Here is a 22,146-nt window from a genome sequence, read left to right as displayed (position 1 = left end):
GGGTAAGAGTAATGGAAAATTCCAGAAGACGTTTTTTAAAAGGGGGCTGTGCCCTGATGGCCGGTGCCTCTCTCTATCCATTGAGTGGCAATGAGGCGGTTGCCAGCGCCGATCATGACTCTGGCATCAACTATGCCCTGCTCCATGATGAAACCAAGTGTATTGGCTGTAACGCCTGTAGTGATGCCTGCCGGGAAGTGAACCAGGTACCTGAAGGGGTCTCGCGGTTGGAGATTATTCGCACTGGCCCATATGGTGAATACCCGAACCAGTTTTACCATTTTAGCCGTAAGTCTTGTCAGCACTGTGAAGACGCGCCTTGTGTCAACGTTTGTCCAACTGGTGCGGCGTTCAAGGACAAGAAAACCGGCATTGTGACCGTCGACGCCTGGAAGTGTGTTGGTTGCCAATACTGTATTGCCGCTTGCCCCTATCAGGTGCGCTTTATTAACCCTGTTACCAAAGCGGCCGACAAATGTGATTTCTGCCGTGAGACTCAACTCAAGCAGGGCAAACAGCCGGCCTGTGTAGAAGCCTGTCCAACCAAGGCTTTGGTATTCGGTAACCTGAAAGATCCGAGTTCAGAAGTGGTGCAGATGATTCGGGCCAACCCAACCCAGAGATCCAAGGTTGATCTCGGCACCCGGCCCAAGCTGTTCAAGATAGTGGCCAAACAGGGGGAGATTAAGCTATGAGTCCTTTTCATTTTGATACTTTGGTTTGGCACTGGCCCATTGCGTTTTATCTGTTCTTCGCCGGGGTTTCGGCGGGCGCCATGTTCTTTGCCGTATTGTTGAAACACCGTTGCCTGCAACAGGATGCCTGGCGCTCCGGCTTTGTCCAGGCTGCTTGTTTGGTCGCCCCACTCACTGTGATGGCAGGTTTGGGGATCTTGGTTATCGACCTGACCAAGCCGTTCCATTTCTGGAAGATTTTGGTGTTCTATAACCCCACTTCGGTGATGTCCATCGGGGTGATGATCCTCATGGTCTATATGGTGTTTATGTTCGCCTGGATTGCCATGGTGTTCCGTCAACCGATAGATGACTGGTGTGAGCAACGCTTCCCCGTGGTGCTCAAAGTGACCGGATTTTTGGCCAAACATGAACCCAGCTTAACAGGTTTATTGGTGATCTTGTCTCTGGCGTTGGGGGCTTATACCGGCTTCCTGCTGTCGGCTCTGCCCGGTTACCCCATGCTGAAGAATCCGGTACTGCCGTTGCTGTTCCTGATCTCCGGTCTCTCTTCCGGTGCGGCGGCGTCTCTACTTGGTGGTGTGCTGCTCAAGGGCAACCCCGACGGCAAAGAAGTGCACTTTATTCACAAGATAGAGATCCCTCTTATCCTGGTGGAAATTGCGGTGATCTTCACTTTCTTTGTCGGGCTGGTGCTCACCGGTGGCCAAAGCAAAGTTGCGGCCTTCAATGCCATCGGGGAAGGTTTCTGGGGTTGGGTGTTCTGGCTCGGTATCCTGGGTTGTGGTCTCTCTATCCCACTGGCAATGAATCTGTTTATGACCGCCACGGCCAAGCGTAAATGGTCTTATGTGGCAGCGACAGCAACCCTGAGTCTGTTGGGGGTCATTTTGCTGCGCCACTTCATCCTGTACACAGGACAAATGACGATTGCTTAACCCCCATAAAAAGGAAAATGTGATGTTGAAAAAAATGCTTTTGATGATGGCTCTGGGTTTCTCCGGTTCACTGCTGGCAGCCCCAATAGCTGATTCTCACACGGAAATGTCCGGCTGCGAAGCCTGCCATAAAGATGGTTCGCCTTCTGCCGATTATGCCTTTGAAAACGAGCAATGTGCTTCCTGTCACGGTGATATGAAGTCGCTCGAAGGTGAGGCGCACAAGAAACATGATGGCGTGCTCAGCTGTACTGACTGTCACACAGCTCACGAAGAAAAAGACCCGGCAGCGGGTTGTAAAGACTGCCACTGATAAGAGGTTAAGGAATGCGGCGGCTTTGCAGTCAAGAACAAGCACCGCCGCATCCTGAAGCAACGTTATTACGTTGCTGACAAGGAAGTGATTGGGCAGGAAGCCACTTTGTTATTGCGCCTTTGACGCATTTCCCGATCCTCCACGGGACTCGCCACCTAATGAGCACGCGGGTGGCTTTTCTTGGTTTTAATTCACTGGTTATTAATCCACTCGCTCATTACCACATGGGTTTTAATCTTCACTATCTCGGTATGAGTGTCTATATATTCGCGGATCTCGTGCAATCGCCGCATCGAGGGAGTCTTGACGAATACCAGCAGGTCCATGTCACCGGAGATCCCGTGACAGGTGACGACCTCCGGAATCGCATGAAACACATGTACTACATCGCTGCAACGGGGGCATTTGTGTTGAATTTCAAAGTAGGCACTGACGGCTTCTTTTTGGGATTCACTGAGCAGCAATTGGTAACCACGGATCACACCGTTTTGCTCGAGCTTCTTGATCCTGTCTGAGACGGCACTGCGGGACAGCGACACTTCGGCTGCCACATCTGAAATGCTTCGACGGGCGTTTTTTTTAAGCGCATTAATGATTGCTTTATCGAACTTATCCATGCTACCTGACGTTTTGTGTGTTTTTTGCTGATTTGCCGTCATTTCGTCGGCTTAAAAGCCGTATTTGACGGAAACGAATGACAGAAATTCTGCCGGAGAACGACTATACTGGCGCCATTCAAGATACTGATAATTTAGCAGATGAATCAAGTTACAGGAACAATCGGACGCTGGCAGGGTGCCGGCTTAATGGCCACCACATTGTTGGGTACCGGGGTGTTTATTTTGCCGCAGATGACAGTCGATAAGGCCGGTAGTGGCGCCTTACTGGCTTGGGCTCTGTTGACCCTGGCCATTATTCCGGTGACCTTGGTGTTTGCCCGTCTGGCCAGCCGTTTCCCTCACGCTGCCGGCCCCGCCTATTTTGTTGAACGAGCCTTTGGCCGTACCTTGGGTCGCACCATAGGCCTGAGTTTTTTGATGGCTGTGCCTATCGGTGCGCCCGCCGCCATTTTGATGACTTTCCAATTCGTTAACGCCCTGATCCCCGTATCCGGTTGGGTGCAGGTGGGCTGCGAACTCTTGGTTCTGCTCGGGCTCTGGCTGCTCAATCTCAGGGGAATTCAGGTTTCTGCCAAGGCGCAATTTGCCCTGACACTGGGGATTGTGGCCGTGGTGGTGATGATGTTCGGCGCCGGTGGTGCCAAGGCCGGTGAGTTGCTGTCTTTGACCGCTCATTCCACTCCCGACTATGACGGTGTGATGCTGGCAATAGGCATCGCCTTCTGGAGCTTCCTCGGTGTGGAGGCCATGACCCACTTGGCCAATGATTTCCAGCGCCCGGATCGGGACTTGATCCCCGCTATGGTGATAGGGGTGATTTTGGTCGGCGCGGTTTATCTGGTTTGTACCTTGTTGTTATTGCTGGTGGAGGTGGATACCAAGGTCGCTATGATAGGGGCATTTGATACCCTGCTTGGCGGATACGGCGCTCAGGTGATAGGTGTGCTGGGTATTGCCAGTGGTCTGGCGGCAGTGAACGTCTATGCCGCCAGTGTATCGCGGCTGCTTTGGAGCTTCAGTACCGAGGGAATATTGCCAGCCTGGTTCCGTGAGCGTAACAGTTATCAGGTGCCGGTCAGGGCTTTGTCGGCTGTGCTTGGTGTGATGGGGCTGGTGATAGTGCTGACCTATATTTCAGGCCAACAGCTTGAGCAGTTGATTGCCTGGAGCAACGGGGTATTTGTGGTGATTTATCTTTTGTCCATGCTGGCAGCCATTCGCTTGCTGAGCAAACGCTACCTGCCTTTGGTACTGCTAAGCTGCGCGCTTTGTGTGTTACTGGCGTTTGCACTCGGCAGCGCCATGGCTTACGCCCTGGGTTTGCTGTGTGTGTTGGCTGTGTTGTTGACACTGCAGCGGCAGTGGCAGAAACGCCAATTGCCGCCGGTGATCCCTATGCAATAAAAGCATGCAATAAAAGCATGCAATAAAAGCATGCAATAAAGGGCTGGTTCAGTCTGAGTTGCCAGTCATGGCCTGGTTGCGCAGCTGGATAAGCTCAGAGTGTTTGAGATACAGCAGGTCGGCACAGCGGCGAATGATCTGGTCTTCGTAGCGGCACAGTTCGCCGTCGGCATAGGCCACACGCCACATCGCCAGGATCAGCTGCTGCTTCTGCTCAAGCGTAAAGCTATCATTGATGGCCGAGGTGAATTCAAACAGTGAGGTGGCATCGTGACGGGTCTGCTTCGCCTCAATTATCAGCTCGGCCGCTGCTTCGGCGGCTAAACCCAGCGTTTGTTCCAGGAGTTCGGGTAACAGCTGCGATTCGGTGCCGGACATCTCCTCATCGGCATAAACCACTTCCAACAACATGCTGGCAGCTGCCAGTTCCAGTTGTTTCTGTTGTTCCTGCGGGGACTGACTCTGTTGATGGGCATTCAAAAACTGCTTGAGCTTGGCGATCATAGGCTTCTCTGTCAGTTGGTTCAGTATAGGCTCTAAACATGTCGGGCCACGCGGTTTGCGGCTTGGCGCCGGGTAAAATCCAGCCTTACCGATGCGCGCTTAAACCGAGCGGCCACACTTTTTAGACGTCATCAGTGGCTGCAGGTTCCCACTGATAGTGCGGGCCGCTTTACAGCAGTGAGCCCAGCCCTTTAGTCAAGAGATCGGCTGTGCCTTCACCGCCGCTGCTTTGCAGGTAGTTTTTGACTATATCTATCATGGGCGCGGCCAGCTCTTTGGAAATCCCCAGCTTGGCGAAGGCATCATAGACCATGGCGCTGCCCTGCAAGGAGTTACCCAGGTCGCCGGCTTTGGACAATAGGCCTGTCATCCCTGAGTTGCCATCCAGTTTGGGCGCTGCGGCCAGCAAGCCGTCAATACCGGGAATACTGTCGGCAATGGGAGAGAAAGATTCTTGTCCCAATGACGTCTTGGCTAGTCCGAGCAGGCTGCCAAGGCCACCTTCGGCCTGGGTTTGAGTCAGGCCCAGCTGTGACATCACAGTGCCGACCAGCTCACTGTTTTGAGTGGCGGTCTGGCTATTGGTGGCCGTATCGGCTTGTGTTTGGGGGTTGCTGGTGAGCTTGTCAAACCAACCGGCCTGCGCTGGGGCCGCCATCAGTGAGCCCATGATTACGGCTGCTGTGATATAAGCTTTCATTTCTGCTTTCCTATGCATATAAAAGGTGTTCTGGGGCCATATTCTAGTCTTATCTCAGGCGTTGATGCACGGCTTTTGCGTGACAGGCGGTCGTTTTGCTGTATTTCATTTGTGCATTGGCGTGGGAATTTGGGTATCCTTGGCGTCTATCTTGATCCTTTAATTACAACCTTTTTGGGAAAGCTGCATGTCTCTGTCTGCCATCCTGACCGAAGCTTATAACTTCTTCCGTAATCATATCGTTCAGCTGGCAATGCTGACCGTTCCCTTGCTGCTACTGCAGGTGGGTATTCAAATGTGGCTCGGTACCGAGTTGCAAAGCGCCGATCCTGAAAACCCACAATTCGGTACCCCTCATATGCTGGCTGTGATCGCCTTGATGGTGATCTTCTCTGTGCTTATTGCGGCCTTGACACTATTTATGGAACTGCGTACCGAAGGAATGCAGCCCAGTACGGGCCAGGTATTAAAGTCCAGTCTGGCATTTGTGCCGGGGTTGATGTTGGCCGGGGTGTTCTCCGGCATGGCGATTGCTGCACCGACCATGATCCTGGCAGCCATTGGGCCGGTATGGATCCTGGGGATGGGGATTAGTCTGTATCTGTTTGCCCGCCTGGCTTTTGTTAACTTTATGGTGGTGGTCGAGCGTCTGACCCCGCTGCAGGCCATCAAGGCCAGTTTTGAGTTCAGTAGCGGTCTCACCGGCAAGACAATCTTGGTGCTTTTGAGCTACTTTCCGCTGCTTATTATAGGGAGTGTGCTGTCGCAACTGGGGCAGGCAGGTGGTACGCCACTGCAGTTGGTGGTGGATACCTTGGTGGCTTTCATTGGTTTGTTCGTCAATGTGGCCTTATTCCGCCTTTATCGGGTTGCCCGTAAGGGTTGATAATCAACTCTCTGCTGGCCGCTCCTGCGGCCTTGTGAGGTCAGACTGTGCTGGATGATGTTGCCTTTATTGCCAGTGTGTCGGAAGACTTGGCCCGGGAGTACCGGACTGCCAAGCGCTACGTGCAGGATGTGCCAACCCAGGCACTGCTGCATGTTCGCAGCTTTGCCCACAGATTGACTGAGCTGTTGGCTGCACCGGCCAAGCTCAGTTTTGACAGCCCCAACCTTTATGATCGTATCGAACAGCTCAATCGCCAGAGGTTGATCGATGTGCGCATCACCCGGGCGCTGCATCGGCTGCGGGCTGATGGCAACCGCGGTGCTCATCCGGAAAAATTTCACCTCACGGAAACACAACTGCTGCAACTGGCCAAAAAGGCCATCGGCGATCTGCTGAAACTGATGGAACTGGCCTATCCCAGGCTGAAGGGCCGGGAAGCACCTGAATACCGCTTCGATGATTTTGATCTGCAGGCCGGACGTGAGCTCTGCTATCGGGCCGTGATGGAAGATGATGCCGAGGCGCAATATCTGTTGGGGATGGCGCTCAAGAATCGTGCTCTGATTGCCCGGGGCCAGGAGCAGGCCCTGCAAGATAAGGCTGATGAGCCGCTTGCCGGTGATTCGGCGCGCATGCTGGCCAAGGCGGCACACTGGTTTGCCGAGGCGGCAGCACGCGAGCCCAAGGCATTGTTTGAACACGGTGTCGCCCTAATTCATGGCTATCGCGGCGATGTCGATATCGCCTCCGGGCAGCGGGCGATTCGTCAAGCAGCAGAAGCCGGCGTGACCGATGCCATGGCACTCCTGGGCTACTTCTATCTGGTGGGTAGTGGTGAGCTGGCTAAAGATGAAGCCGAGGCCGAACGTTTCCTCAGTGCTGCCGCCGCCAACGAGCAATCTGAGGCTATGGCCAATCTCGGGGTGCTCTGTTATCAACGCGGCGAACTGCAACAAGCCTTTGAACACATCACCCGGGCGGCCAGAGCCGGGGATCCTCACGCTCAATACCACCTTGCCCTGATGTTGGCCCGAGGCGAAGGCTGTGAAGCCGACCTGAGTGCCAGTGAACAATGGCTCGCCGAGGCGGCAGAGCAGGGACAGCTGGATGCTATGTTGGCGCGGGCGCAGCATATGCTTAATGATGATGCTGCATTTGGTTCAGATCTGTCCCAGGCAGAGAGTTACTTAAGGCAGGTTATTCGCTATGGTCACAGTGTGACCGCCATGATTGAATTGGCGATAGCCTTGACCGATGGTTGCCTAGGACGCATAGACGTAGTGGAGGCCGTTGCTTGGTTGCGACTGGCACGAGAGCGTGCCGACGAGCGTGAACTGGAGGTGATAGGCCCCTTGTGGCAGTCACTGCAACAACAGGTGGAGAGCGTATTGCAACTGAGCCAGTCGGTGGATGAGCGGCGTGCCCTGAAACGGGCGCAGGAACTACTCGCCGATTAATCCGGTTCGTGTTCTAGGATTCGACCTCTTGAACCCAATCCAGAATCCCGGCACAAGTTGGGCTCCAAGTCATAGAGATCTCTTTGTCTGCCTTTGTGGCGACATTGCTGGATACTGGCCAATTGACGCTTTAAGTAGTTGCGGCCAAACAGGCCCAGACACAGGAGTGTGGTTGCTGCCAAGATCAACACTAGGGGCATAAGCAAGAGGACCAGGCTAAAAGCGCAGAGACTCAGCAGGGCTCCCGTCAAGGTTCTGGGATTGAGTGGCAGATTCTGCGCAAACTGTCGATACATTTTTCTTCCTCCGGACTTGCTTGGCTCAGGTCAGGTTTAAATCTACTTCATTATTTATCATGTTTAATACCGCTTTATTAAGAAAGCGTTAAGAGGTAGGAGTTCCCCGAATAAATATTTATTCATCAACTGTGATTTAGTACTTGAAAAATGGTTTTTGTTGCAGTTTAGGTTGGTTTTTCAAATGATTGTGAACTAACTCTCAACTGCAGCGACAGAATATGTAATTATCTCGCAAAATCTTACTGTGCCTATGGCTGTGGGCTTTTCCCAAATATCGGACCCTGCTAATGATGAAACTCCGCTCATTGAAACACAAGTTGCTGGTGTGTGTGGTACTGGCACTGACCCTGGTAGTGGCTCTGCTTTCCTGGCAAAGCTACAGCACTCAGAAAACACAACTGCTGCAAGCTAGTCAGCAAGAGTTAAAGCGTATTGGTGAGATGCAGGCACAGCGTGTCACCGAGTGGTTGGCGATTCGCACCAACGTGGTTTCATCCTTGCGGGAATACATAAGTGATGACTTTGTGCCTGCACTGCAGCAGGCCAGAGCGGCCGGCAAGCTGGAGTCTGTCTACTTCGGTGGCAGTGACGGCAAAATGCAGGATGCCGATCCCAGCGTGGACAACAGCCATTACGACCCCCGCAGTCGCCCTTGGTACCAGGATGCCATGGCCAAAGGCCGGGCCATTATCACCAAACCCTATATCGACAGCGGTTATGGTATTCAGGTGGTCTCTTTGGCGCAGCCAACCGCCAAAGGGGTGATAGGTGGTGACTTGGCAATTGATACTCTGGTGGCCGAGGTCAACAGCATGGCTATCCCGGCTGCGGGTTTTGCCATCATGATGCATAACGACGGTACCGTAATCGCTTATAAGGATGGCAGCAAGGCGATGCGTCCGGTTGCCGAAATTGATGATGATCTCGGTGCGAGCATTCTGGCCAACATTCAAAAAACGGCGCAGATGCAATCCCTGTATTTTGATGCCGATGGTCGGGACAAACTTGTTTGGGCAACCGCCATCCCGGATACTGACTGGCAGCTCTTGCTGCTGCTGGATAAGGCAACGCTTGAAGCACCGCTTGGCAAATTGCTTTGGACCCAGGTTGGTTTGGCGGCGCTGGTGCTGCTGGTGAGCACGGCGGCTATCTCTTGGTTTCTTGGACTCTTGTTGGCCCCGCTTGGGCGGGTATCCCAGGCGCTGGCACGGATTGCCGACGGCAATGGCGATCTGACCCAAAGGATCACTGTCGACAGTAATGATGAAGTGGCCGAGCTGGCCGACAACTTCAACCGCTTTGTTTCGGCCCAGCATCAGCTGATAAGCCATATACGTCAGTTGGCGGCCGAATTGGATCTGGATGCCGAACGGGGGTTGAACACCACCCAGAGCTCGGTTGTTGAGCTGCAAAGGCAGCAGCAGGAAGTAACCATGGTGGCTACCGCAGTTACCGAGATGGCCAGTGCCACTCAGGAGATTGCCGCCAACGCCGAGTTGACTGCTACTGCAGCGCAGCAATCTTCCTGCAGCTCGCAGCAGGGTAAGAGTCTGGTACTGCAGACCCGAGACTCGACACATTCATTGGCCGAGGAAGTAGGCCAAACCACCGAAGTGATCAATGAGCTCAATCGTCATGCCCAGGCTATCAGCGCTATTCTCACCGCAATTCAAGGAGTGGCCGACCAGACCAATCTGTTGGCGTTGAACGCCGCCATCGAGGCTGCCCGCGCCGGCGAACAAGGGCGCGGCTTTGCCGTAGTGGCTGATGAAGTGAGGGTTCTATCCCAACGAACTCAGGATTCAGCCTCCGAAATCCACGACACTATAGAAGCATTGCAGCAAACCACCGCCAGGGCGGTAGCCTCCATGGAAAACAGCCGCCAGATGGCAGGCCGCAGTGTCGGTGATGCCGAAGAGGCCAGTAAGGCGCTGGAAGAGATAGCCGTTGCAGTGGCGCAGATATCGGATATGGCCGGGCAGATAGCCACGGCGGCGGAAGAGCAGACTCAGGTAACAGGGGAGATTACCCAAAACACCACGGCCATCAAGGATGTTACCGATGAGATCACCGCCACCGCCATGGACGACCTTGAACACGCCAAGGCGCTCAAGGTGCGTGCGACCGATCTCAATGCCAAGGTTGCGACCTTCGTGCTCTAATCACATTTAATCCAAGACCGCTGCTCAGGCGGTCTTTTTACTGCTCATGCTGTCACCTATCAGCTGCCGCATCCAGCGGTGGCCAGGATCGTCGTTATTGCGCTCATGCCAGAGCAGCACATAAGCCATGGGCATAAAGTCTATCGGCAGTGGCAATTGCTGCAGCGAGTAAAGCTTGCAGGCGTGCAGTGCAAAACTGGAGGGTAGGGTAAATACCAAGTCACTGTGAGCGCAAATACTGGCAGCACCGTAGAAGTCGGGCACTGTGGCACTGAGGCGGCGATGATGACCGAGGTCCGCCAGAAAATAATCCAGCGCCCACCAATCATTACCCTCGCAACGCACCTGTACATGGGGTAGCGCCAGGTAGGCCGCCAGATCCCAGACCTTGTTCTTTTGAGCTTGCAGCGCCGGGTGTCCTTCACGCACCAGACACACTTGATGATCCTGAAACAGAGTTTGATACAGGATCCCTTCCGGCAACTGGCTGAAGTGAAAACTGGAGCTGGGCTGCAGATCCCTTCCCGAAATTCCCAAATCTATCTGCCCCTGTTGCAGTGCCTGCATCGATTTTTCGGTCCAGACGTAGGAGTCGAGTCTGACATTGGGGGCGTTGCTGAGCAAGCGACCGATAAAACTGGGCAGCAGGGTTTCATAGGCGCTTTCTACCATGGTGAGGGAAAACTGCCGGTTGCTGCTGGCCGGGGTAAACACGGGAGGTTGGGTCAGTTGATGCAGACTCTGTAAGGCGATAGGCAGATGTTGCGCTAACTGTTCGGCGTGAGCCGTTGGTTTGAGGCCGTGGGCGGTGCGCTGAAACAGAGGATCGCCCAACATTTCGCGCAGGCGGTTGAGGCTCTTGCTCAATGCAGATTGACTCAGGTGCAGTCGATTGGCGGCGCGGGTCACGCTGCGCTCTTCCAGCAGCACCTGCAACATGACCAAGAGGTTGAGGTCGATACGGGCCAGGTTATCCAGATTCACCCTGATATTCCTCAGAGGAAATTATGTTGTGAGATTATATCATTTCTTTTCATACCACCAGTTCATTAGAATGTGCCCCATCTCAGTTTTCACTCAGGATTGAACGACAACCTATGGCAAAAAACCTCCTGCCTATGCTGATGGCCATGGTGCTGTTAAGCCCGCTGGCTATCGATATCTACTTGCCCTCTTTGCCGACTATGGCGATTGAATATGGCGTCAGTGCCGGCGAAGTCCAGTCGACTCTGGTGCTTTTTCTGTTCGCCATGGGGGTGGGGCAGATCCTCATAGGCCCCTTGGCAGACAGATTTGGCCGTAGGCCTGTGGCATTGGGGGGGATTGCTCTCTATGTGCTCAGTGCACTGTTGGCTGTGGTTGCCATGGAGTTCGAATGGCTACAGATTGCCAGGGTATTGCAGGGGTTGGCGGCCTGCTCAACCTCTATTGTGGTATTTAGCGCGGTGCGTGACTGTTATACACCGGCTGAAAGTACCCGCATCTACAGCTATCTCAACGGTGCGATTTGCGTCATCCCAGCATTGGCACCAACGCTTGGCGGCGTGATGGCGATGCAATTCGGTTGGCGCTCTACCTTTGGACTGATGGCTGTTTACGGCTTGGTGATCCTGCTGCTGGTGAGCCTGCGTTTTCCAGAAACCCGGCCGCAGAATACCGTCAGCAGTGGGCCGCTGTACCGTTGGGGCCGCTATCAGCCTGTATTGGCTGAACGCCACTTCCTGTTTTATGCCTTCTGCTGCATGGCGGGTATGGCCTCAATATTGAGCTATGTGTCTTACGCTCCTGTGTGGCTGATTGAACATCTGGGTATGTCAGAACTGGCATTCAGTGGCCTGTTTGGCCTCAATGCCTTGGTGAATATTATTGCCTGTTTTGCCGCGCCAGTGGTCACCAAACGCCTTGGAAATCGCACGACCGTTGTGTTTTCGCTCTGGTTGTTGCTGGCTTCTGCCGCGATACAACCTGTGCTGCAGATCTATGGTCCTCAGCAAGGTATGGCTGCCGCCATGAGCTTTATGTTGCCCATGATGTTGCTGTGTGTCGGCTTTGCCTTTCTGCTGGGGCCTGCAACCAGTATGGCGTTGGCGGCCTTTGGCGAGCGCGCCGGTACTGCGGCGGCCTTGCTTGGTTTCATTCAGATGAGTGGCGCTTCTTTGCTGGCCGGTTTGGTGCAGCAAACTGACCTCAGTGCGCCATTTGCAGTGACTTTGGTGATGGGCAGCCTGTCTATGGTGCTGCTGCTGGTCATGGCCCAGAGCCGTTTTAATGCCTGGCATCAGGAGCAACAGTGTGCGCATCACTAAGCTTTAGTTTCAATTAAGGTTTCACCCTTGGCCCGTTGCAGTTGACCGCTGCCGCGGGCATTTTTTATTTTCATACCAATGTCTTATTAGAGTCACAAGCTTGTCATGTGATGGGTTTAGTCTCGATTGCGAGTCTTCTTTATGGCGCGGTGATTCACTCGCTGATTCCCCACTGATTTGCTGGTGCCCCGTTTCTTAACGGGGCTTTTTTTATCTGTTTTGGCAGCTTGTTGTCGGTTTAGGTAACCAGATATCGAAGCTTGGGCCACCGTCTTGGTTGTCGCTGATGGCAATGTCTCCACCGTGCTGGCGAATGATTTGGGCGCTGATGGTCAGTCCCAAGCCGTGACCGCCGCTGCCGCGATCCCGTGATTTGTCGATGCGAACAAAGGGATCAAAAATGCGCTGCTTGTCTTCATCCCGGATCCCTGGGCCATCGTTGGCAATATGCAGCCAGATCCTATCTGTGTCGCCGCTAATTCTTATGCTGACTTTTTGGTGGGCATAACGGTAGCCGTTGCGGATGATATTACTGACGGCCCTGTGCCAGAGGCGCAGGTCTATCATGGCCGTTAGTGGTTCTGCCGTGGTGAGTTCAAGGGCGATGTCGGTTTCAAACTGCAGATGGGCGATCAACTCCCGCAGTGCGGTATCCAATGATTGGTAGCTCAATTGTAATGGCGCCTGGCGTCGCTCCATCTTGGCGTAATGCAACAATTCGTCCACCATGGTGCCGAGTTCATCCAGATCCTGATGTATGCCTTCCAGATAGGGCATTTGCTCCGGGCGAACGCCTGAATCGTCCAGCATATCCAGATTGCAACGGATCCTGAATATAGGTGTACGCACTTCGTGGGCTACGGCATTGGTGAGTTGTTTGTTGCTATCGATGAGTTTGGCTATCTTGTCAGCCATTTGATTGAAGGATTGGTTCAGGTGCCCCACTTTGTGCCACACACCTGTTTTGGCTCTAACTTTGAAATCACCATTGGCAAAGGCGCTGTGGACCCGCTCCAAGCGGCGTAGGCGCCGGGCTAATAGGTAGAGCAGCACAAAGTTGATAAAAGCCAGTACTGGAAACAATACCCAGAAAGCAATGGATTCTTTGAAGTAGTATTCCTGCCAGAAGGGCGCGGACTCATCGCGGCTGATGGCATACACCTTGTCTGAGCCCTGGAACATGATGTAGGAGATATCCTCTTCCACATCTTTGATATAACGCTGGTTTTCTCTCAGGCGCTGTTTTTCGTCAGCCGACAGCTCATCCGAGTCCAGCGAGATGACCCTCAGCTGTTTGTGCAGGTTGCCGAGCACCTGTTCAAGCGAGGCCTCGGCACTGGCAACGCCCTCGGCCGTCGAGATATCCGATAACAACTGGCTCAGAGACATATAGGAGCGATCCTGATAGTCGGCTTCCCACTCATCGGAGGAAAAGAAGTCCAGTTGAAAGACAAAAATGAAGCAGGTGAAAAACAGAAACACCAGCACCAGGTAGGAGAAGATAAACAGCCGTTTCATTACCACCTATCCGGTACAAATAGATAACCCTTGCCTCTTACCGTGATTATCTTGCGCGGCAAGCTGGGGTTGTCACCTAATTTCTTCCTTAAAATCACTACCTTGTTATCTATGCTGCGGTCTATTCCGTCGTACTCTATGCCGCGGGTTTCCTTGACCAGATACTCCCGCGACAGTATTTCATCCGGATGTGAGCTCAGCAGCCATAGCAGGTCAAATTCGGCAGTGGTGAGGTTGACTTCTAGCTGACTGATGGCGCAAAACTTGCGGGCATTATCCAGGTAGAGTTCTCCGAACTGGCGTTCGCGATTGCTTTCCGTTGGCACATTTTCCTGACGTCTTAGCAACATGCGGATCCTGGCCAGGAGTACCCTGGGTTGGATTGGTTTACTGACAAAATCATCGGCGCCCATCTCCAGTGCGGCCACTTGATCCATGTCGTCCTCACTGGCGGTCAGGATCAGTATCTTGCCTTGGTATTGGGCGCGGATTTCACGGCAAATACTCAGACCATCACTCCCCGGCAACATAAGATCCAGGATCACCAGTTCAGGTTGACGTTCGAGGATAAGTTGTCCTGCGCGACTGCCTTCATCTATTCGTTCAACATCGAAATGTTGGTTCCTGAGATAATCTGTCAGAAGGTCACTGATCTTATTATCGTCTTCCACGAGTGTTATGCGAGTGTTTGCCATTTCCTGCCGGTAAGCATGCGGGTTTAGATAAAGCAAAATTATCACTCCGGTTACATAAGTGACAGCTCAATTGGCATAAAGGGGGACTTGGTCACCCCTTTACCCACGAACATCCAGTAATGCGGTTGACAGTATTGAAAATATAACCAGCCCAAAATCCAAGTTATAGGTCGCTATAAATTAACCTTTGCAGTACTGGGAGTAGCGGTGTTTCTGACAGAGTGCCGCCATTATGTATTTGTCGTTATGGTTGTTAACGTAGTTATTCCACCAAGTATTTGAGTCCACCTGAGTTCTCGTAAAGTCTTTGTCGAGATCCCAGGAAAATTTCTGGGTGTCATAATGGGTCGCACAGCCACTGACTACTATAGATAAGCCTATGGTAATCAAGAGGTTTTTAAGCGATTTCATCCAATGATCTCAAATTCAAAAGTAATAAGTCAGTGCCAGGTTGGCGTTCCACTGCTGTTTGCCATCGACAATCGGCGAATCGGCAATGGCGGAATCCAGGTAGTTGAAGTTGCTGCTTTGGCTGAGTTCGAGATGTTCACTCAGAGGCACAATCAGCTTGTAACCTGCGTTATAGGTGAAGGCTTTGCCCGGTTGGTAGTCCTTATGCTGCTTATTGGCTTCAGCCTTGCTGACTCCGAAGTAGTATTGGGTAAAATCACGGCTCAAGTAGCTGACGCCGGCGTAGGGAACGACAGTGCCCCAGCCCAGGTTTAGTGGTACGGCGTAACGGACCTGGCCGATAAAGCCGTTGTATCTGTTGGTTACGTCATGTTGTACCGAGGTGGACAGAGTACCGAATCCCAGTTGGGTATCCAGATTGATACCCAGATCGCCACTCAGCTTACGTTCATTGATGCCGCCAAGCGCTGCAGCGTCTGAGTCTTTCAAGGCAATACCAGGACTACCCAGATACACACTCAGGTTGAACAAATCTTTATCATTACCGAAGAAGCGGTAGTTGATATTGGCCAGTGAGGCGTTGAAGTCCTTGCCGTTATAACCCAGGTTGCCAAAGGGACGCAGCTTGGAATCGACGCCTTGATAGAGTTCGCTGCCCTGATAGGCACCGGCAGAGACAAAGAAACTGTTTTCATGGCTGTAAATCTGGCCATTACGGATATAAACGTCAGTGTTATCTGCCAAGGCGGCACTGCTTACTGCAGCCCCAGCGAGGGCCAGGGCGCTGAATCTGAATGCTTTCATACTACTTCTCCTGAATATATAAGAAATCCCAGGCATTGTCCTCGGCGCCACGGCCATACAATAGCGTCGCTTTGTATGGAAATGTCCGTGATCTGTCCCGTAAGCTTGGAGTATGATTTGGCTTTGGCACTCTAAGGGAGACGTAACGTGACCAAGTGTTTGATTGACAAGATTTCTGGGCTGTATGCCGGTGATAAACTGACATTCAGGGACAAGCTGGCAAGCGGGATAGATAACAAGTCTCGGATGGCGACACTGGAGGTCTTTGGCGACAGGGTTGCGGGTGATGCCCAGGCGGATCCCAAACATCATGGTGGCCCGGATAGGGTGCTGCATCATTTTCCTCGCGAGCACTATGGCCATTACCGGCGCATGGGGCTGATAACCGCGGGGCAGGATGCACCGGCCATGGGAGAAAACATCAGCAGTGTTGGCTTGACCGAGGCGGATATTCATATCGGCGATATCCTCAGCTTTGGCGAAGTTGAGCTGCAGGTCACCCAACCGCGTTCCCCCTGCTTTAAGCTCAATCACCAATATGGCCAGCGGGACTTTGCCCTTGCCATGCAGCAAACGGGTATGTCAGGTTGGTTCTATCGGGTGCTTAAGCCTGGCATCATAAGCTGTCAGGATGCTCTGATATTGAAACAAAGGCGTACCGATATCAGTGTTGCCGAGGCGATGACGCTGTATTTTCGCCCCGAATTTGATGCGGCCGCCTATGACAGGCTGCTCAGCTGTGAAGGTTTGGCGGCCAGCTGGGTAGGCAGCTTGCAGCGCCGACTGGAGCGGGGCAGCATAGAAGACTGGCAGATGCGCCTCTATGGCCCGGATAGTTTGGCTTTGAACTGAAAAAAGTTAGGAAACAACATGGAAAAGCAGGAAAGAGACATGGGAATGTTGGTGCACCTGGCGAGTTTTGCCGGTTACCTGATCCCTTTGGGCACTATCTTGGGGCCGTTGATCGTTTGGTTGATGAAACGGGAAGAGTTTGAATTTGTCGATGTTTGCGGCCGTAATTGCCTGAACTTCAAAATCAGTATGATCATTTACACCATCATCAGCCTGATCCTGATCTTTGTTGGCATAGGTTTGGTGCTGGTGGCCGTGCTGGCAATTTTTGATGTGGTGGTGACCATAGTCGCAGCGGTCAAGGCCAGTGAAGGCGTGGAATATAAGTATCCCTTGGCAATCAAATTCCTGTGAACCCGGGCCATCCATTGGATGGCCTTGTTGCCGACAGCGGAGGAGCAATGCGAGCCTTTTTATCCGGTATCAATAACTTTTGGGTCGGTCTGGTGTTCGGGTTGTCACTGCCGCTGTTCTTAATCGTGCTGACTCTGAGCGTGACGCTTTATCAACTCACTGATTTTGCCAATGAGGTTGCCATAACCCCTCTGTATCAGCGTGGGGAGCAGACTTTGGCGCGGGTCGACCAACTGCTGGTGACTTTGGATCAACAACTCAGTGATGACGACCCAGGTTTATTGGCACCATTGAAGCAAATAGAGTTGTTGCCTGAGCTCAAGTTGTTGGCTCTCAGCGTTGCCAAGTTACAGGTTGAAGAGAACCAACCGGCTCTCTCTGCTGTGAAGGCTGAGCTGGCGACTCAACTTGATGCATCCCTCAAGCAAAGATTTGCGGCAGCCGAGGCTGAAGCCCTTAGCCAGCATTTGCAGCAAATTCTGGAAATATTGACCAAGGGTAAAGAGGCGCCTTTGCCGCCTCAATCCTGATTATTTGCCGAGGTTTCTGTAGCTAGTTTACTCAGCGCTCGCTGGCGGTAATCCAGCAAGGCAAACACCCCGAATAGAAAGGCGTTGAGATAGTCTTTAGCCTTGAGCGGCAACAACTGACAAAATATCGTGTGGAATATCAGCACCTGCAGCCCATGCATCATGGCGGTTACCCCGAGAAGTATGGTGAGTATCACGCCGATATTGCCTTCAAACGGGCTGAACAGGTTGAAAAACATCAACACCCAGGCTAATAGGGTCGCCAGTTTTCCCAACACTAATACGGCTTTCATGACTCTGCTCCTTCCGGGACGCGATACAGGCGGTAGCTGACCTGGCCGGCCTGCTTCTCTTTCAATGCCTCCCAGTCAGCCGGTATCGGCAACTGCTGCAATTCAGATTCCACTTCGAGATAGATAAGGGCGCCTGGGTTGAGCCATTGATGCCGGGCCAGCAGGGTTAGGGTTTGCTCGGCCAGCCCCTTGCGAAAAGGGGGATCGATAAACACGATATCGAAACGGCGATCGGCAGGGCGCGCCAAACCGGCCAATACATCGCCGTTAATGACCTCGGCACTATCGCATTTTAGGGTTTGCAGATTCTGCTGCAGTTGCTGAGCCGCAGTTTTTTGCAGTTCATAGACTCTGGCAAAAGCGGCATAGCGGGACAGGGCTTCCAATGCCAGAGCGCCACTGCCACCGAAACAGTCCAATACCGAGCTGCCACTGAGTTCACCTGCCAGCCAGTTAAAAAGGGTTTCCCGCACCCTGTCTGTGGTTGGCCTCAGGCCTTCCAGATCCTGGATGGGTAATTTTCTCGAGCGCCATTGGCCTGCGATAATACGAACCTGACCGCTGCCCGGTCTATTTTTGGCCATCTTGCCCCCGTGATTTTGCCTGAAGAAAGAAAGTGGTAGACTATGCCACCTTAAAAGCGTCGCTATTTTATAACAAACTCAGCCGAAAAGGTGAGATGAAGCTAAAGCCCTTTATCGCTCGGGAATGCCAGTAACAGGCCCCGCTGCTCCAGGGAAATAGTTGCGACCTCAAGCGGGAGCCCGGCTCCTGAAGATCCCCCACGATGTTGAGCACTGGTAGCACTGATGGCAAAGAAAGGTTTTTTTTCCTGGTTTCGTAAAGACAAACGCAACGACGAAGCCGAACAGGCGGCCAAACTCGCCGAACAACAGGCTGCAGAAGCCGCGGCAGAGGCCGAACGTTTAGCTGCTGAAAAAGCCCAGGCCGAACAAGCCGAAGCTGAGCGTCTGGCGGCTGAAAAAGCGCAGGCCGAGCAGGCAGAAGCCGAGCGTATTGCGGTTGAAAAGGCTCAGGCCGAGCAGGCAGAAGCCGAGCGTCTGGCCGCTGAAAAAGCCCAGGCCGAACAAGCCGAAGCTGAGCGTCTGGCTGCTGAAAAAGCGCAAGCCGAGCAAGCCGAAGCCGAGCGTATTGCGGTTGAAAAAGCGCAGGCCGAACAAGCCGAAGCCGAGCGTCTGGCGGCTGAAAAAGCGCAGGCAGAACAGGCAGAAGCCGAGCGTATTGCTGCTGAAAAGGCACAGGCAGAGCAGGCCGAAGCCGAGCGTATTGCGGTTGAAAAAGCGCAGGCCGAACAAGCCGAAGCCGAACGTCTGGCGGCTGAAAAGGCCCAGGCCGAGCAGGCCGAAGCCGAGCGTCTGGCGGCTGAAAAGGCCCAGGCCGAGCAGGCCGAAGCTGAGCGTCTGGCGGCTGAAAAGGCCCAGGCCGAGCAGGCAGAAGCCGAGCGTCTGGCCGCTGAAAAGGCCCAGGCCGAGCAGGCCGAAGCCGAACGTCTGGCGGCTGAAAAGGCCCAAGCCGAGCAGGCAGAAGCCGAGCGTATTGCCGCTGAAAAGGCCCAGGCAGAGCAAGCCGAAGCTGAGCGTCTGGCCGCTGAAAAGGCCCAGGCCGAGCAGGCAGAAGCTGAACGTTTGGCCGCTGAAAAAGCACAAGCTGAACAGGTTGCCGAGGAACAAGCTCAACCTGAGCCACAGGCAAAACCTGCTAAAGAGGGCTTCTTTGCCCGCCTCAAGCGGGGGCTGATGCGCACCAGCGAAAATATCGGTAGCGGTTTTATCGGCCTGTTTCGTGGTAAAAAGATTGATGATGACCTGTTTGAAGAGCTGGAAGAGCAACTGCTTATTGCCGACGTTGGGGTAGAAACCACCAGTCGGTTGATCTCCAGCCTGACAGATCATGCTTCACGCAAGCAGCTCAAGGATGCCGAAGCCTTATATGAATTGCTGCAGCAGGAGATGCTGGCGACGCTGGAGCCTGTGAGTGCGCCTCTGGTGCCGGACAATGCTGCCGGGCCTTTCGTTATTTTAATGGTGGGTGTCAACGGCGTTGGCAAGACTACTACGATAGGCAAGTTGGCCAAACAGTATCAGCGCGAAGGCAAGTCTGTCATGCTGGCTGCCGGTGATACTTTCCGCGCCGCTGCAGTTGAGCAGTTGCAGGTTTGGGGCCAGCGCAATGATATTCCTGTGATTGCCCAGCATACAGGTGCTGATAGCGCTTCTGTGTTGTTTGATGCCCTGCAGGCTGCCAAGGCCAGAAATGTTGATGTGTTGATTGCCGATACCGCAGGTCGCTTGCAGAACAAGAGCCATCTGATGGACGAGCTGAAGAAAGTGGTTCGGGTGATGAAGAAACTGGATCCGGACGCTCCCCATGAAGTGATGCTGACCCTGGATGCCTGTACGGGCCAGAATGCCATCAGTCAGGCGCAACTGTTCCAGGAAGCGGTCGGGGTTACCGGTATCAGTATCAGTAAGCTGGATGGCACAGCCAAAGGCGGAGTTATCTTTGCCATTGCCGATAAATTTGGTATTCCTATTCGTTACATAGGCGTGGGAGAGCAGATAGACGATCTGCGTACCTTCAATGCCAAAGACTTTATCGAAGCCCTGTTCAGTCAGGAGAAGGCGGATAACTGATATATGATTCGATTTGAGCAGGTCAGCAAAATTTACGCCGGGGGCCAAAAGGCACTGTCTGATGTGAGTTTTCATCTTCAGCGGGGCGAAATGGCCTTTCTTACCGGACATTCCGGAGCCGGTAAGAGTACCTTGCTCAAATTGATCACTGTTATCGAGCGCGCCAGTGCCGGCCGGGTATGGATCAACGGTCATGATATCGCCGGTATCAAGCGCGGCCATGTGCCTTATCTGCGCCGCGATATCGGGATGATCTTCCAAAGCCACCATCTATTGATGGACCGCAGCGTGTTTGACAATGTGGCGCTGCCCTTGGTTATCGAAGGTTTTACCCTGGGGGAGATCCGCAAGCGGGTCGCCGGTGCTCTGGATATGGTGGGGCTCTATGGTAAAGAGCGCCATAATCCCATCATGCTTTCGGGCGGTGAGCAGCAGCGGGTAGGCATTGCCAGGGCGATAGTCAACAAACCCCCTCTATTGTTGGCCGATGAGCCTACGGGTAACCTGGACCCCAAGCTGTCCATGGATATTCTCAGGCTGTTTGAAACCTTCAATGATGCGGGCACCAGCGTGTTGATTGCCACCCATGATCTCGGTCTTATCGCCAGAATGAAGTACCGCACCCTGACCCTGAAGCAGGGACGGATGATAGGTGGTGAAGAACTGGGGACCAGCCCCATGAGCGCTAAGGAATAAGCTATGTCTGCCCAGCCTTCATTGACCCGCAGTAAACTCCCGCTTTCCGGCCGGATAGTGATGTTTTTTATCCGCCATATACAGCATGCCATGGCCAGCATGGGTGAGTTGTGGCGTAACCCTATCTCATCGCTGATGACCATGGCTGTACTGGGCGTCAGTCTGAGTTTGCCGGCCGCCTTGCAGGTGCTGGTAAAAAATGCCGAAACCATTACCCAATCCTGGAACAGTGCGGCACAGATCTCCTTGTTTATTGAGGGGAACCGCTCAGAGCAGAGTATTCAGAGCCTGCTGGCGCGGATTAAGGTCTACCCGGAAATCGACACGGTCGACTATATCAATCGTGACGAGGCACTGGCGGAGTTTCAACAGCTGTCAGGTTTCGGCGAGGCGCTTTCCTATCTGGAAAGCAACCCTTTGCCGGCGGTGATCAGCGTGATCCCCACTGAAAAGTATTCCAGCCCCGCAGGCGCCAGAGAGCTTTTGACTAAGCTGGAGCGTGAGCCTGAAGTGAGCTTTGGCCGTCTGGATATCGAGTGGCTGGAGCGCTTACAGGCGCTGGTGCGCTTGCTGGAACGTACCGTGCTGGCGTTGGCGGCGCTGCTTATCCTGGCAGTGGTGCTGGTCATAGGCAACACTATTCGCCTGGCTATCATGAATCGGCGCAGTGAAATTGAGGTCATGAAGCTGGTCGGGGCCACCGAAGCCTTTATTCAGCGGCCATTTCTCTATACCGGCATCTGGTATGGTGTTATCGGCGGCATGCTCGCCTGGGTGATAATCAACCTCTTGGTCTGGTATCTGGATGGGGCGCTGGCCTCGCTTTTGGGCCTATATGGCAGCCAACTCGAGATGCAGTCTCTGACCTTTGTTGAGCTGCTGCAAATGATGGCACTGGCCTCATTTTTAGGTTGGTTGGGGTCTTTCCTGTCGGTGCGTCAACACCTGCGAGCCATAGAGCCTCATTGAGGTAAAAATGAACTTATCTTCACTTGCATTGTCCTATTTTCGGGGTAAAAATAATCCCGGATGTTGGATACGGCGTTGAC

At 53.4% G+C, this 22,146-nt stretch carries 24 protein-coding genes; 14 read left to right on the top strand and 10 right to left on the bottom strand.

Annotated features, from left to right (window positions below; genetic code table 11):
* Window positions 1–11: 11 nt before the first annotated feature.
* Genes CX650_RS00940 through CX650_RS00930 form a run of 3 tightly spaced genes read left to right on the top strand, consistent with a single transcriptional unit; the run spans window position 12 to window position 1,946 of the window.
* Entirely contained in the window at window positions 12–695 is a 684-nt protein-coding gene (locus CX650_RS00940; protein WP_025010745.1) for a 4Fe-4S dicluster domain-containing protein, read from the top strand.
* Window positions 692–1,633: a cytochrome c nitrite reductase subunit NrfD gene (gene nrfD, locus CX650_RS00935; RefSeq protein WP_071475523.1), complete on the top strand. Its 942-nt coding sequence runs from the start codon at window positions 692–694 to the stop codon at window positions 1,631–1,633. The genes CX650_RS00940 and nrfD overlap by 4 nt, the downstream gene beginning before the upstream one ends.
* 22 nt (window positions 1,634–1,655) lie before the next feature.
* Window positions 1,656–1,946: a cytochrome c3 family protein gene (locus CX650_RS00930; protein WP_025010747.1), complete on the top strand. Its 291-nt coding sequence runs from the start codon at window positions 1,656–1,658 to the stop codon at window positions 1,944–1,946.
* A gap of 194 nt (window positions 1,947–2,140) precedes the next feature.
* On the opposite strand, the gene CX650_RS00925 is transcribed toward CX650_RS00930, so the two are convergent.
* Window positions 2,141–2,566, bottom strand: a complete 426-nt coding sequence (locus tag CX650_RS00925; protein WP_028780007.1) for an Lrp/AsnC family transcriptional regulator — start codon at window positions 2,564–2,566, stop codon at window positions 2,141–2,143.
* Between the two features lie 141 nt (window positions 2,567–2,707).
* Here CX650_RS00925 and yjeH point away from each other — a divergent pair, with 141 nt between their 5' ends.
* The gene (gene yjeH, locus CX650_RS00920) at window positions 2,708–3,973 is read left to right on the top strand and encodes an L-methionine/branched-chain amino acid transporter (RefSeq protein WP_101094770.1); all 1,266 of its coding nucleotides are present in this window, start codon (window positions 2,708–2,710) and stop codon (window positions 3,971–3,973) included.
* 48 nt (window positions 3,974–4,021) lie between these two features.
* On the opposite strand, the gene CX650_RS00915 is transcribed toward yjeH, so the two are convergent.
* Window positions 4,022–4,477, bottom strand: a complete 456-nt coding sequence (locus CX650_RS00915) for a tellurite resistance TerB family protein (RefSeq protein ID WP_101094769.1) — start codon at window positions 4,475–4,477, stop codon at window positions 4,022–4,024.
* 169 nt (window positions 4,478–4,646) lie between these two features.
* Window positions 4,647–5,177 carry a DUF2780 domain-containing protein gene (locus CX650_RS00910; RefSeq protein ID WP_101094768.1) on the bottom strand — a complete coding sequence of 177 codons (531 nt, stop codon included), beginning with the start codon at window positions 5,175–5,177 and terminating at the stop codon, window positions 4,647–4,649.
* Window positions 5,178–5,364: 187 nt separating this feature from the next.
* Here CX650_RS00910 and CX650_RS00905 point away from each other — a divergent pair, with 187 nt between their 5' ends.
* Both CX650_RS00905 and CX650_RS00900 read left to right on the top strand, forming a co-directional pair.
* Window positions 5,365–6,063 (top strand): hypothetical protein, encoded by a 699-nt coding sequence (locus CX650_RS00905; RefSeq protein WP_101094767.1) that lies wholly within the window; start codon window positions 5,365–5,367, stop codon window positions 6,061–6,063.
* Between the two features lie 47 nt (window positions 6,064–6,110).
* Window positions 6,111–7,523, top strand: a complete 1,413-nt coding sequence (locus CX650_RS00900; RefSeq protein ID WP_101094766.1) for a tetratricopeptide repeat protein — start codon at window positions 6,111–6,113, stop codon at window positions 7,521–7,523.
* Here CX650_RS00900 and CX650_RS00895 read toward each other — a convergent pair.
* Window positions 7,520–7,819 (bottom strand): hypothetical protein, encoded by a 300-nt coding sequence (locus tag CX650_RS00895; protein WP_039035732.1) that lies wholly within the window; start codon window positions 7,817–7,819, stop codon window positions 7,520–7,522. The two genes, CX650_RS00900 and CX650_RS00895, sit on opposite strands and share 4 nt — an antisense overlap.
* Window positions 7,820–8,112: 293 nt before the next feature.
* On the opposite strand from CX650_RS00895, the gene CX650_RS00890 reads away from it, so the two are divergent.
* Window positions 8,113–9,984 (top strand): methyl-accepting chemotaxis protein, encoded by a 1,872-nt coding sequence (locus CX650_RS00890; protein ID WP_101094776.1) that lies wholly within the window; start codon window positions 8,113–8,115, stop codon window positions 9,982–9,984.
* A 24-nt stretch (window positions 9,985–10,008) separates the two neighbouring features.
* Here CX650_RS00890 and CX650_RS00885 read toward each other — a convergent pair whose 3' ends face one another.
* Window positions 10,009–10,968 (bottom strand): LysR family transcriptional regulator, encoded by a 960-nt coding sequence (locus tag CX650_RS00885; RefSeq protein WP_101094765.1) that lies wholly within the window; start codon window positions 10,966–10,968, stop codon window positions 10,009–10,011.
* Window positions 10,969–11,081: 113 nt separating this feature from the next.
* Between CX650_RS00885 and CX650_RS00880 the strand changes: the two genes are divergently transcribed.
* Window positions 11,082–12,290, top strand: coding sequence for a multidrug effflux MFS transporter (locus CX650_RS00880; RefSeq protein ID WP_101094764.1), 1,209 nt, complete (start codon window positions 11,082–11,084; stop codon window positions 12,288–12,290).
* A 210-nt stretch (window positions 12,291–12,500) separates the two neighbouring features.
* On the opposite strand, the gene CX650_RS00875 is transcribed toward CX650_RS00880, so the two are convergent.
* The 3 genes from CX650_RS00875 to CX650_RS00865 form a co-directional block, all read right to left on the bottom strand.
* Entirely contained in the window at window positions 12,501–13,808 is a 1,308-nt protein-coding gene (locus CX650_RS00875; protein WP_101094763.1) for an ATP-binding protein, read from the bottom strand.
* Window positions 13,808–14,503 (bottom strand): response regulator, encoded by a 696-nt coding sequence (locus CX650_RS00870; RefSeq protein WP_101094762.1) that lies wholly within the window; start codon window positions 14,501–14,503, stop codon window positions 13,808–13,810. The genes CX650_RS00875 and CX650_RS00870 overlap by 1 nt, the downstream gene beginning before the upstream one ends.
* A gap of 426 nt (window positions 14,504–14,929) precedes the next feature.
* Entirely contained in the window at window positions 14,930–15,718 is a 789-nt protein-coding gene (locus CX650_RS00865) for a MipA/OmpV family protein (RefSeq protein ID WP_101094761.1), read from the bottom strand.
* A 147-nt stretch (window positions 15,719–15,865) separates the two neighbouring features.
* Between CX650_RS00865 and CX650_RS00860 the strand changes: the two genes are divergently transcribed.
* From CX650_RS00860 to CX650_RS00850, 3 genes are read left to right on the top strand one after another with little or no spacing between them, the layout of a single operon-like run.
* Window positions 15,866–16,570, top strand: a complete 705-nt coding sequence (locus tag CX650_RS00860; RefSeq protein ID WP_101094760.1) for an MOSC domain-containing protein — start codon at window positions 15,866–15,868, stop codon at window positions 16,568–16,570.
* 18 nt (window positions 16,571–16,588) lie between these two features.
* Window positions 16,589–16,924: a DUF4870 domain-containing protein gene (locus tag CX650_RS00855; RefSeq protein ID WP_039035737.1), complete on the top strand. Its 336-nt coding sequence runs from the start codon at window positions 16,589–16,591 to the stop codon at window positions 16,922–16,924.
* 47 nt (window positions 16,925–16,971) lie between these two features.
* Complete coding sequence (locus CX650_RS00850; protein WP_157822974.1) at window positions 16,972–17,454, top strand: hypothetical protein; 483 nt, start codon at window positions 16,972–16,974, stop codon at window positions 17,452–17,454.
* Here CX650_RS00850 and CX650_RS00845 read toward each other — a convergent pair.
* On the bottom strand, window positions 17,445–17,747 hold the full coding sequence (locus CX650_RS00845; protein WP_039035739.1) for a DUF1145 domain-containing protein: 303 nt from the start codon (window positions 17,745–17,747) through the stop codon (window positions 17,445–17,447). The two genes, CX650_RS00850 and CX650_RS00845, sit on opposite strands and share 10 nt — an antisense overlap.
* Window positions 17,744–18,331, bottom strand: a complete 588-nt coding sequence (rsmD, locus tag CX650_RS00840) for a 16S rRNA (guanine(966)-N(2))-methyltransferase RsmD (protein WP_101094758.1) — start codon at window positions 18,329–18,331, stop codon at window positions 17,744–17,746. The genes CX650_RS00845 and rsmD overlap by 4 nt, the downstream gene beginning before the upstream one ends.
* A gap of 225 nt (window positions 18,332–18,556) precedes the next feature.
* Between rsmD and ftsY the strand changes: the two genes are divergently transcribed.
* The 3 genes from ftsY to ftsX are packed head-to-tail and all read left to right on the top strand — an operon-like array spanning window position 18,557 to window position 22,066.
* Entirely contained in the window at window positions 18,557–20,401 is a 1,845-nt protein-coding gene (gene ftsY, locus CX650_RS00835) for a signal recognition particle-docking protein FtsY (protein WP_101094757.1), read from the top strand.
* A gap of 3 nt (window positions 20,402–20,404) precedes the next feature.
* The gene (gene ftsE / locus CX650_RS00830; protein WP_025012145.1) at window positions 20,405–21,097 is read left to right on the top strand and encodes a cell division ATP-binding protein FtsE; all 693 of its coding nucleotides are present in this window, start codon (window positions 20,405–20,407) and stop codon (window positions 21,095–21,097) included.
* 3 nt (window positions 21,098–21,100) lie between these two features.
* Complete coding sequence (ftsX, locus tag CX650_RS00825) at window positions 21,101–22,066, top strand: permease-like cell division protein FtsX (RefSeq protein WP_101094756.1); 966 nt, start codon at window positions 21,101–21,103, stop codon at window positions 22,064–22,066.
* Window positions 22,067–22,146: the final 80 nt, after the last annotated feature.

The sequence above is a fragment of the Shewanella indica genome, assembly GCF_002836975.1.
Lineage (GTDB): Bacteria > Pseudomonadota > Gammaproteobacteria > Enterobacterales > Shewanellaceae > Shewanella > Shewanella indica.
The sequence above is the reverse complement of the archived record's forward strand: the minus strand, read 5'-3'. Positions and strand labels throughout refer to the sequence as shown.

Bases quoted from the DNA above. Each gene is read 5' to 3' on its own strand.
- CX650_RS00940 (WP_025010745.1), top strand. From the start codon at position 12: ATGGAAAATTCCAGAAGACGTTTTTTAAAAGGGGGCTGTGCCCTGATG.
- nrfD (WP_071475523.1), top strand. From the start codon at position 692: ATGAGTCCTTTTCATTTTGATACTTTGGTTTGGCACTGGCCCATTGCG.
- CX650_RS00930 (WP_025010747.1), top strand. From the start codon at position 1,656: ATGTTGAAAAAAATGCTTTTGATGATGGCTCTGGGTTTCTCCGGTTCA.
- CX650_RS00925 (WP_028780007.1), bottom strand. From the start codon at position 2,566: ATGGATAAGTTCGATAAAGCAATCATTAATGCGCTTAAAAAAAACGCC.
- yjeH (WP_101094770.1), top strand. From the start codon at position 2,708: ATGAATCAAGTTACAGGAACAATCGGACGCTGGCAGGGTGCCGGCTTA.
- CX650_RS00915 (WP_101094769.1), bottom strand. From the start codon at position 4,477: ATGATCGCCAAGCTCAAGCAGTTTTTGAATGCCCATCAACAGAGTCAG.
- CX650_RS00910 (WP_101094768.1), bottom strand. From the start codon at position 5,177: ATGAAAGCTTATATCACAGCAGCCGTAATCATGGGCTCACTGATGGCG.
- CX650_RS00905 (WP_101094767.1), top strand. From the start codon at position 5,365: ATGTCTCTGTCTGCCATCCTGACCGAAGCTTATAACTTCTTCCGTAAT.
- CX650_RS00895 (WP_039035732.1), bottom strand. From the start codon at position 7,819: ATGTATCGACAGTTTGCGCAGAATCTGCCACTCAATCCCAGAACCTTG.
- CX650_RS00890 (WP_101094776.1), top strand. From the start codon at position 8,113: ATGAAACTCCGCTCATTGAAACACAAGTTGCTGGTGTGTGTGGTACTG.
- CX650_RS00880 (WP_101094764.1), top strand. From the start codon at position 11,082: ATGGCAAAAAACCTCCTGCCTATGCTGATGGCCATGGTGCTGTTAAGC.
- CX650_RS00875 (WP_101094763.1), bottom strand. From the start codon at position 13,808: ATGAAACGGCTGTTTATCTTCTCCTACCTGGTGCTGGTGTTTCTGTTT.
- CX650_RS00870 (WP_101094762.1), bottom strand. From the start codon at position 14,503: ATGGCAAACACTCGCATAACACTCGTGGAAGACGATAATAAGATCAGT.
- CX650_RS00865 (WP_101094761.1), bottom strand. From the start codon at position 15,718: ATGAAAGCATTCAGATTCAGCGCCCTGGCCCTCGCTGGGGCTGCAGTA.
- CX650_RS00855 (WP_039035737.1), top strand. From the start codon at position 16,589: ATGGAAAAGCAGGAAAGAGACATGGGAATGTTGGTGCACCTGGCGAGT.
- CX650_RS00850 (WP_157822974.1), top strand. From the start codon at position 16,972: ATGCGAGCCTTTTTATCCGGTATCAATAACTTTTGGGTCGGTCTGGTG.
- CX650_RS00845 (WP_039035739.1), bottom strand. From the start codon at position 17,747: ATGAAAGCCGTATTAGTGTTGGGAAAACTGGCGACCCTATTAGCCTGG.
- rsmD (WP_101094758.1), bottom strand. From the start codon at position 18,331: ATGGCCAAAAATAGACCGGGCAGCGGTCAGGTTCGTATTATCGCAGGC.
- ftsY (WP_101094757.1), top strand. From the start codon at position 18,557: ATGGCAAAGAAAGGTTTTTTTTCCTGGTTTCGTAAAGACAAACGCAAC.
- ftsE (WP_025012145.1), top strand. From the start codon at position 20,405: ATGATTCGATTTGAGCAGGTCAGCAAAATTTACGCCGGGGGCCAAAAG.
- ftsX (WP_101094756.1), top strand. From the start codon at position 21,101: ATGTCTGCCCAGCCTTCATTGACCCGCAGTAAACTCCCGCTTTCCGGC.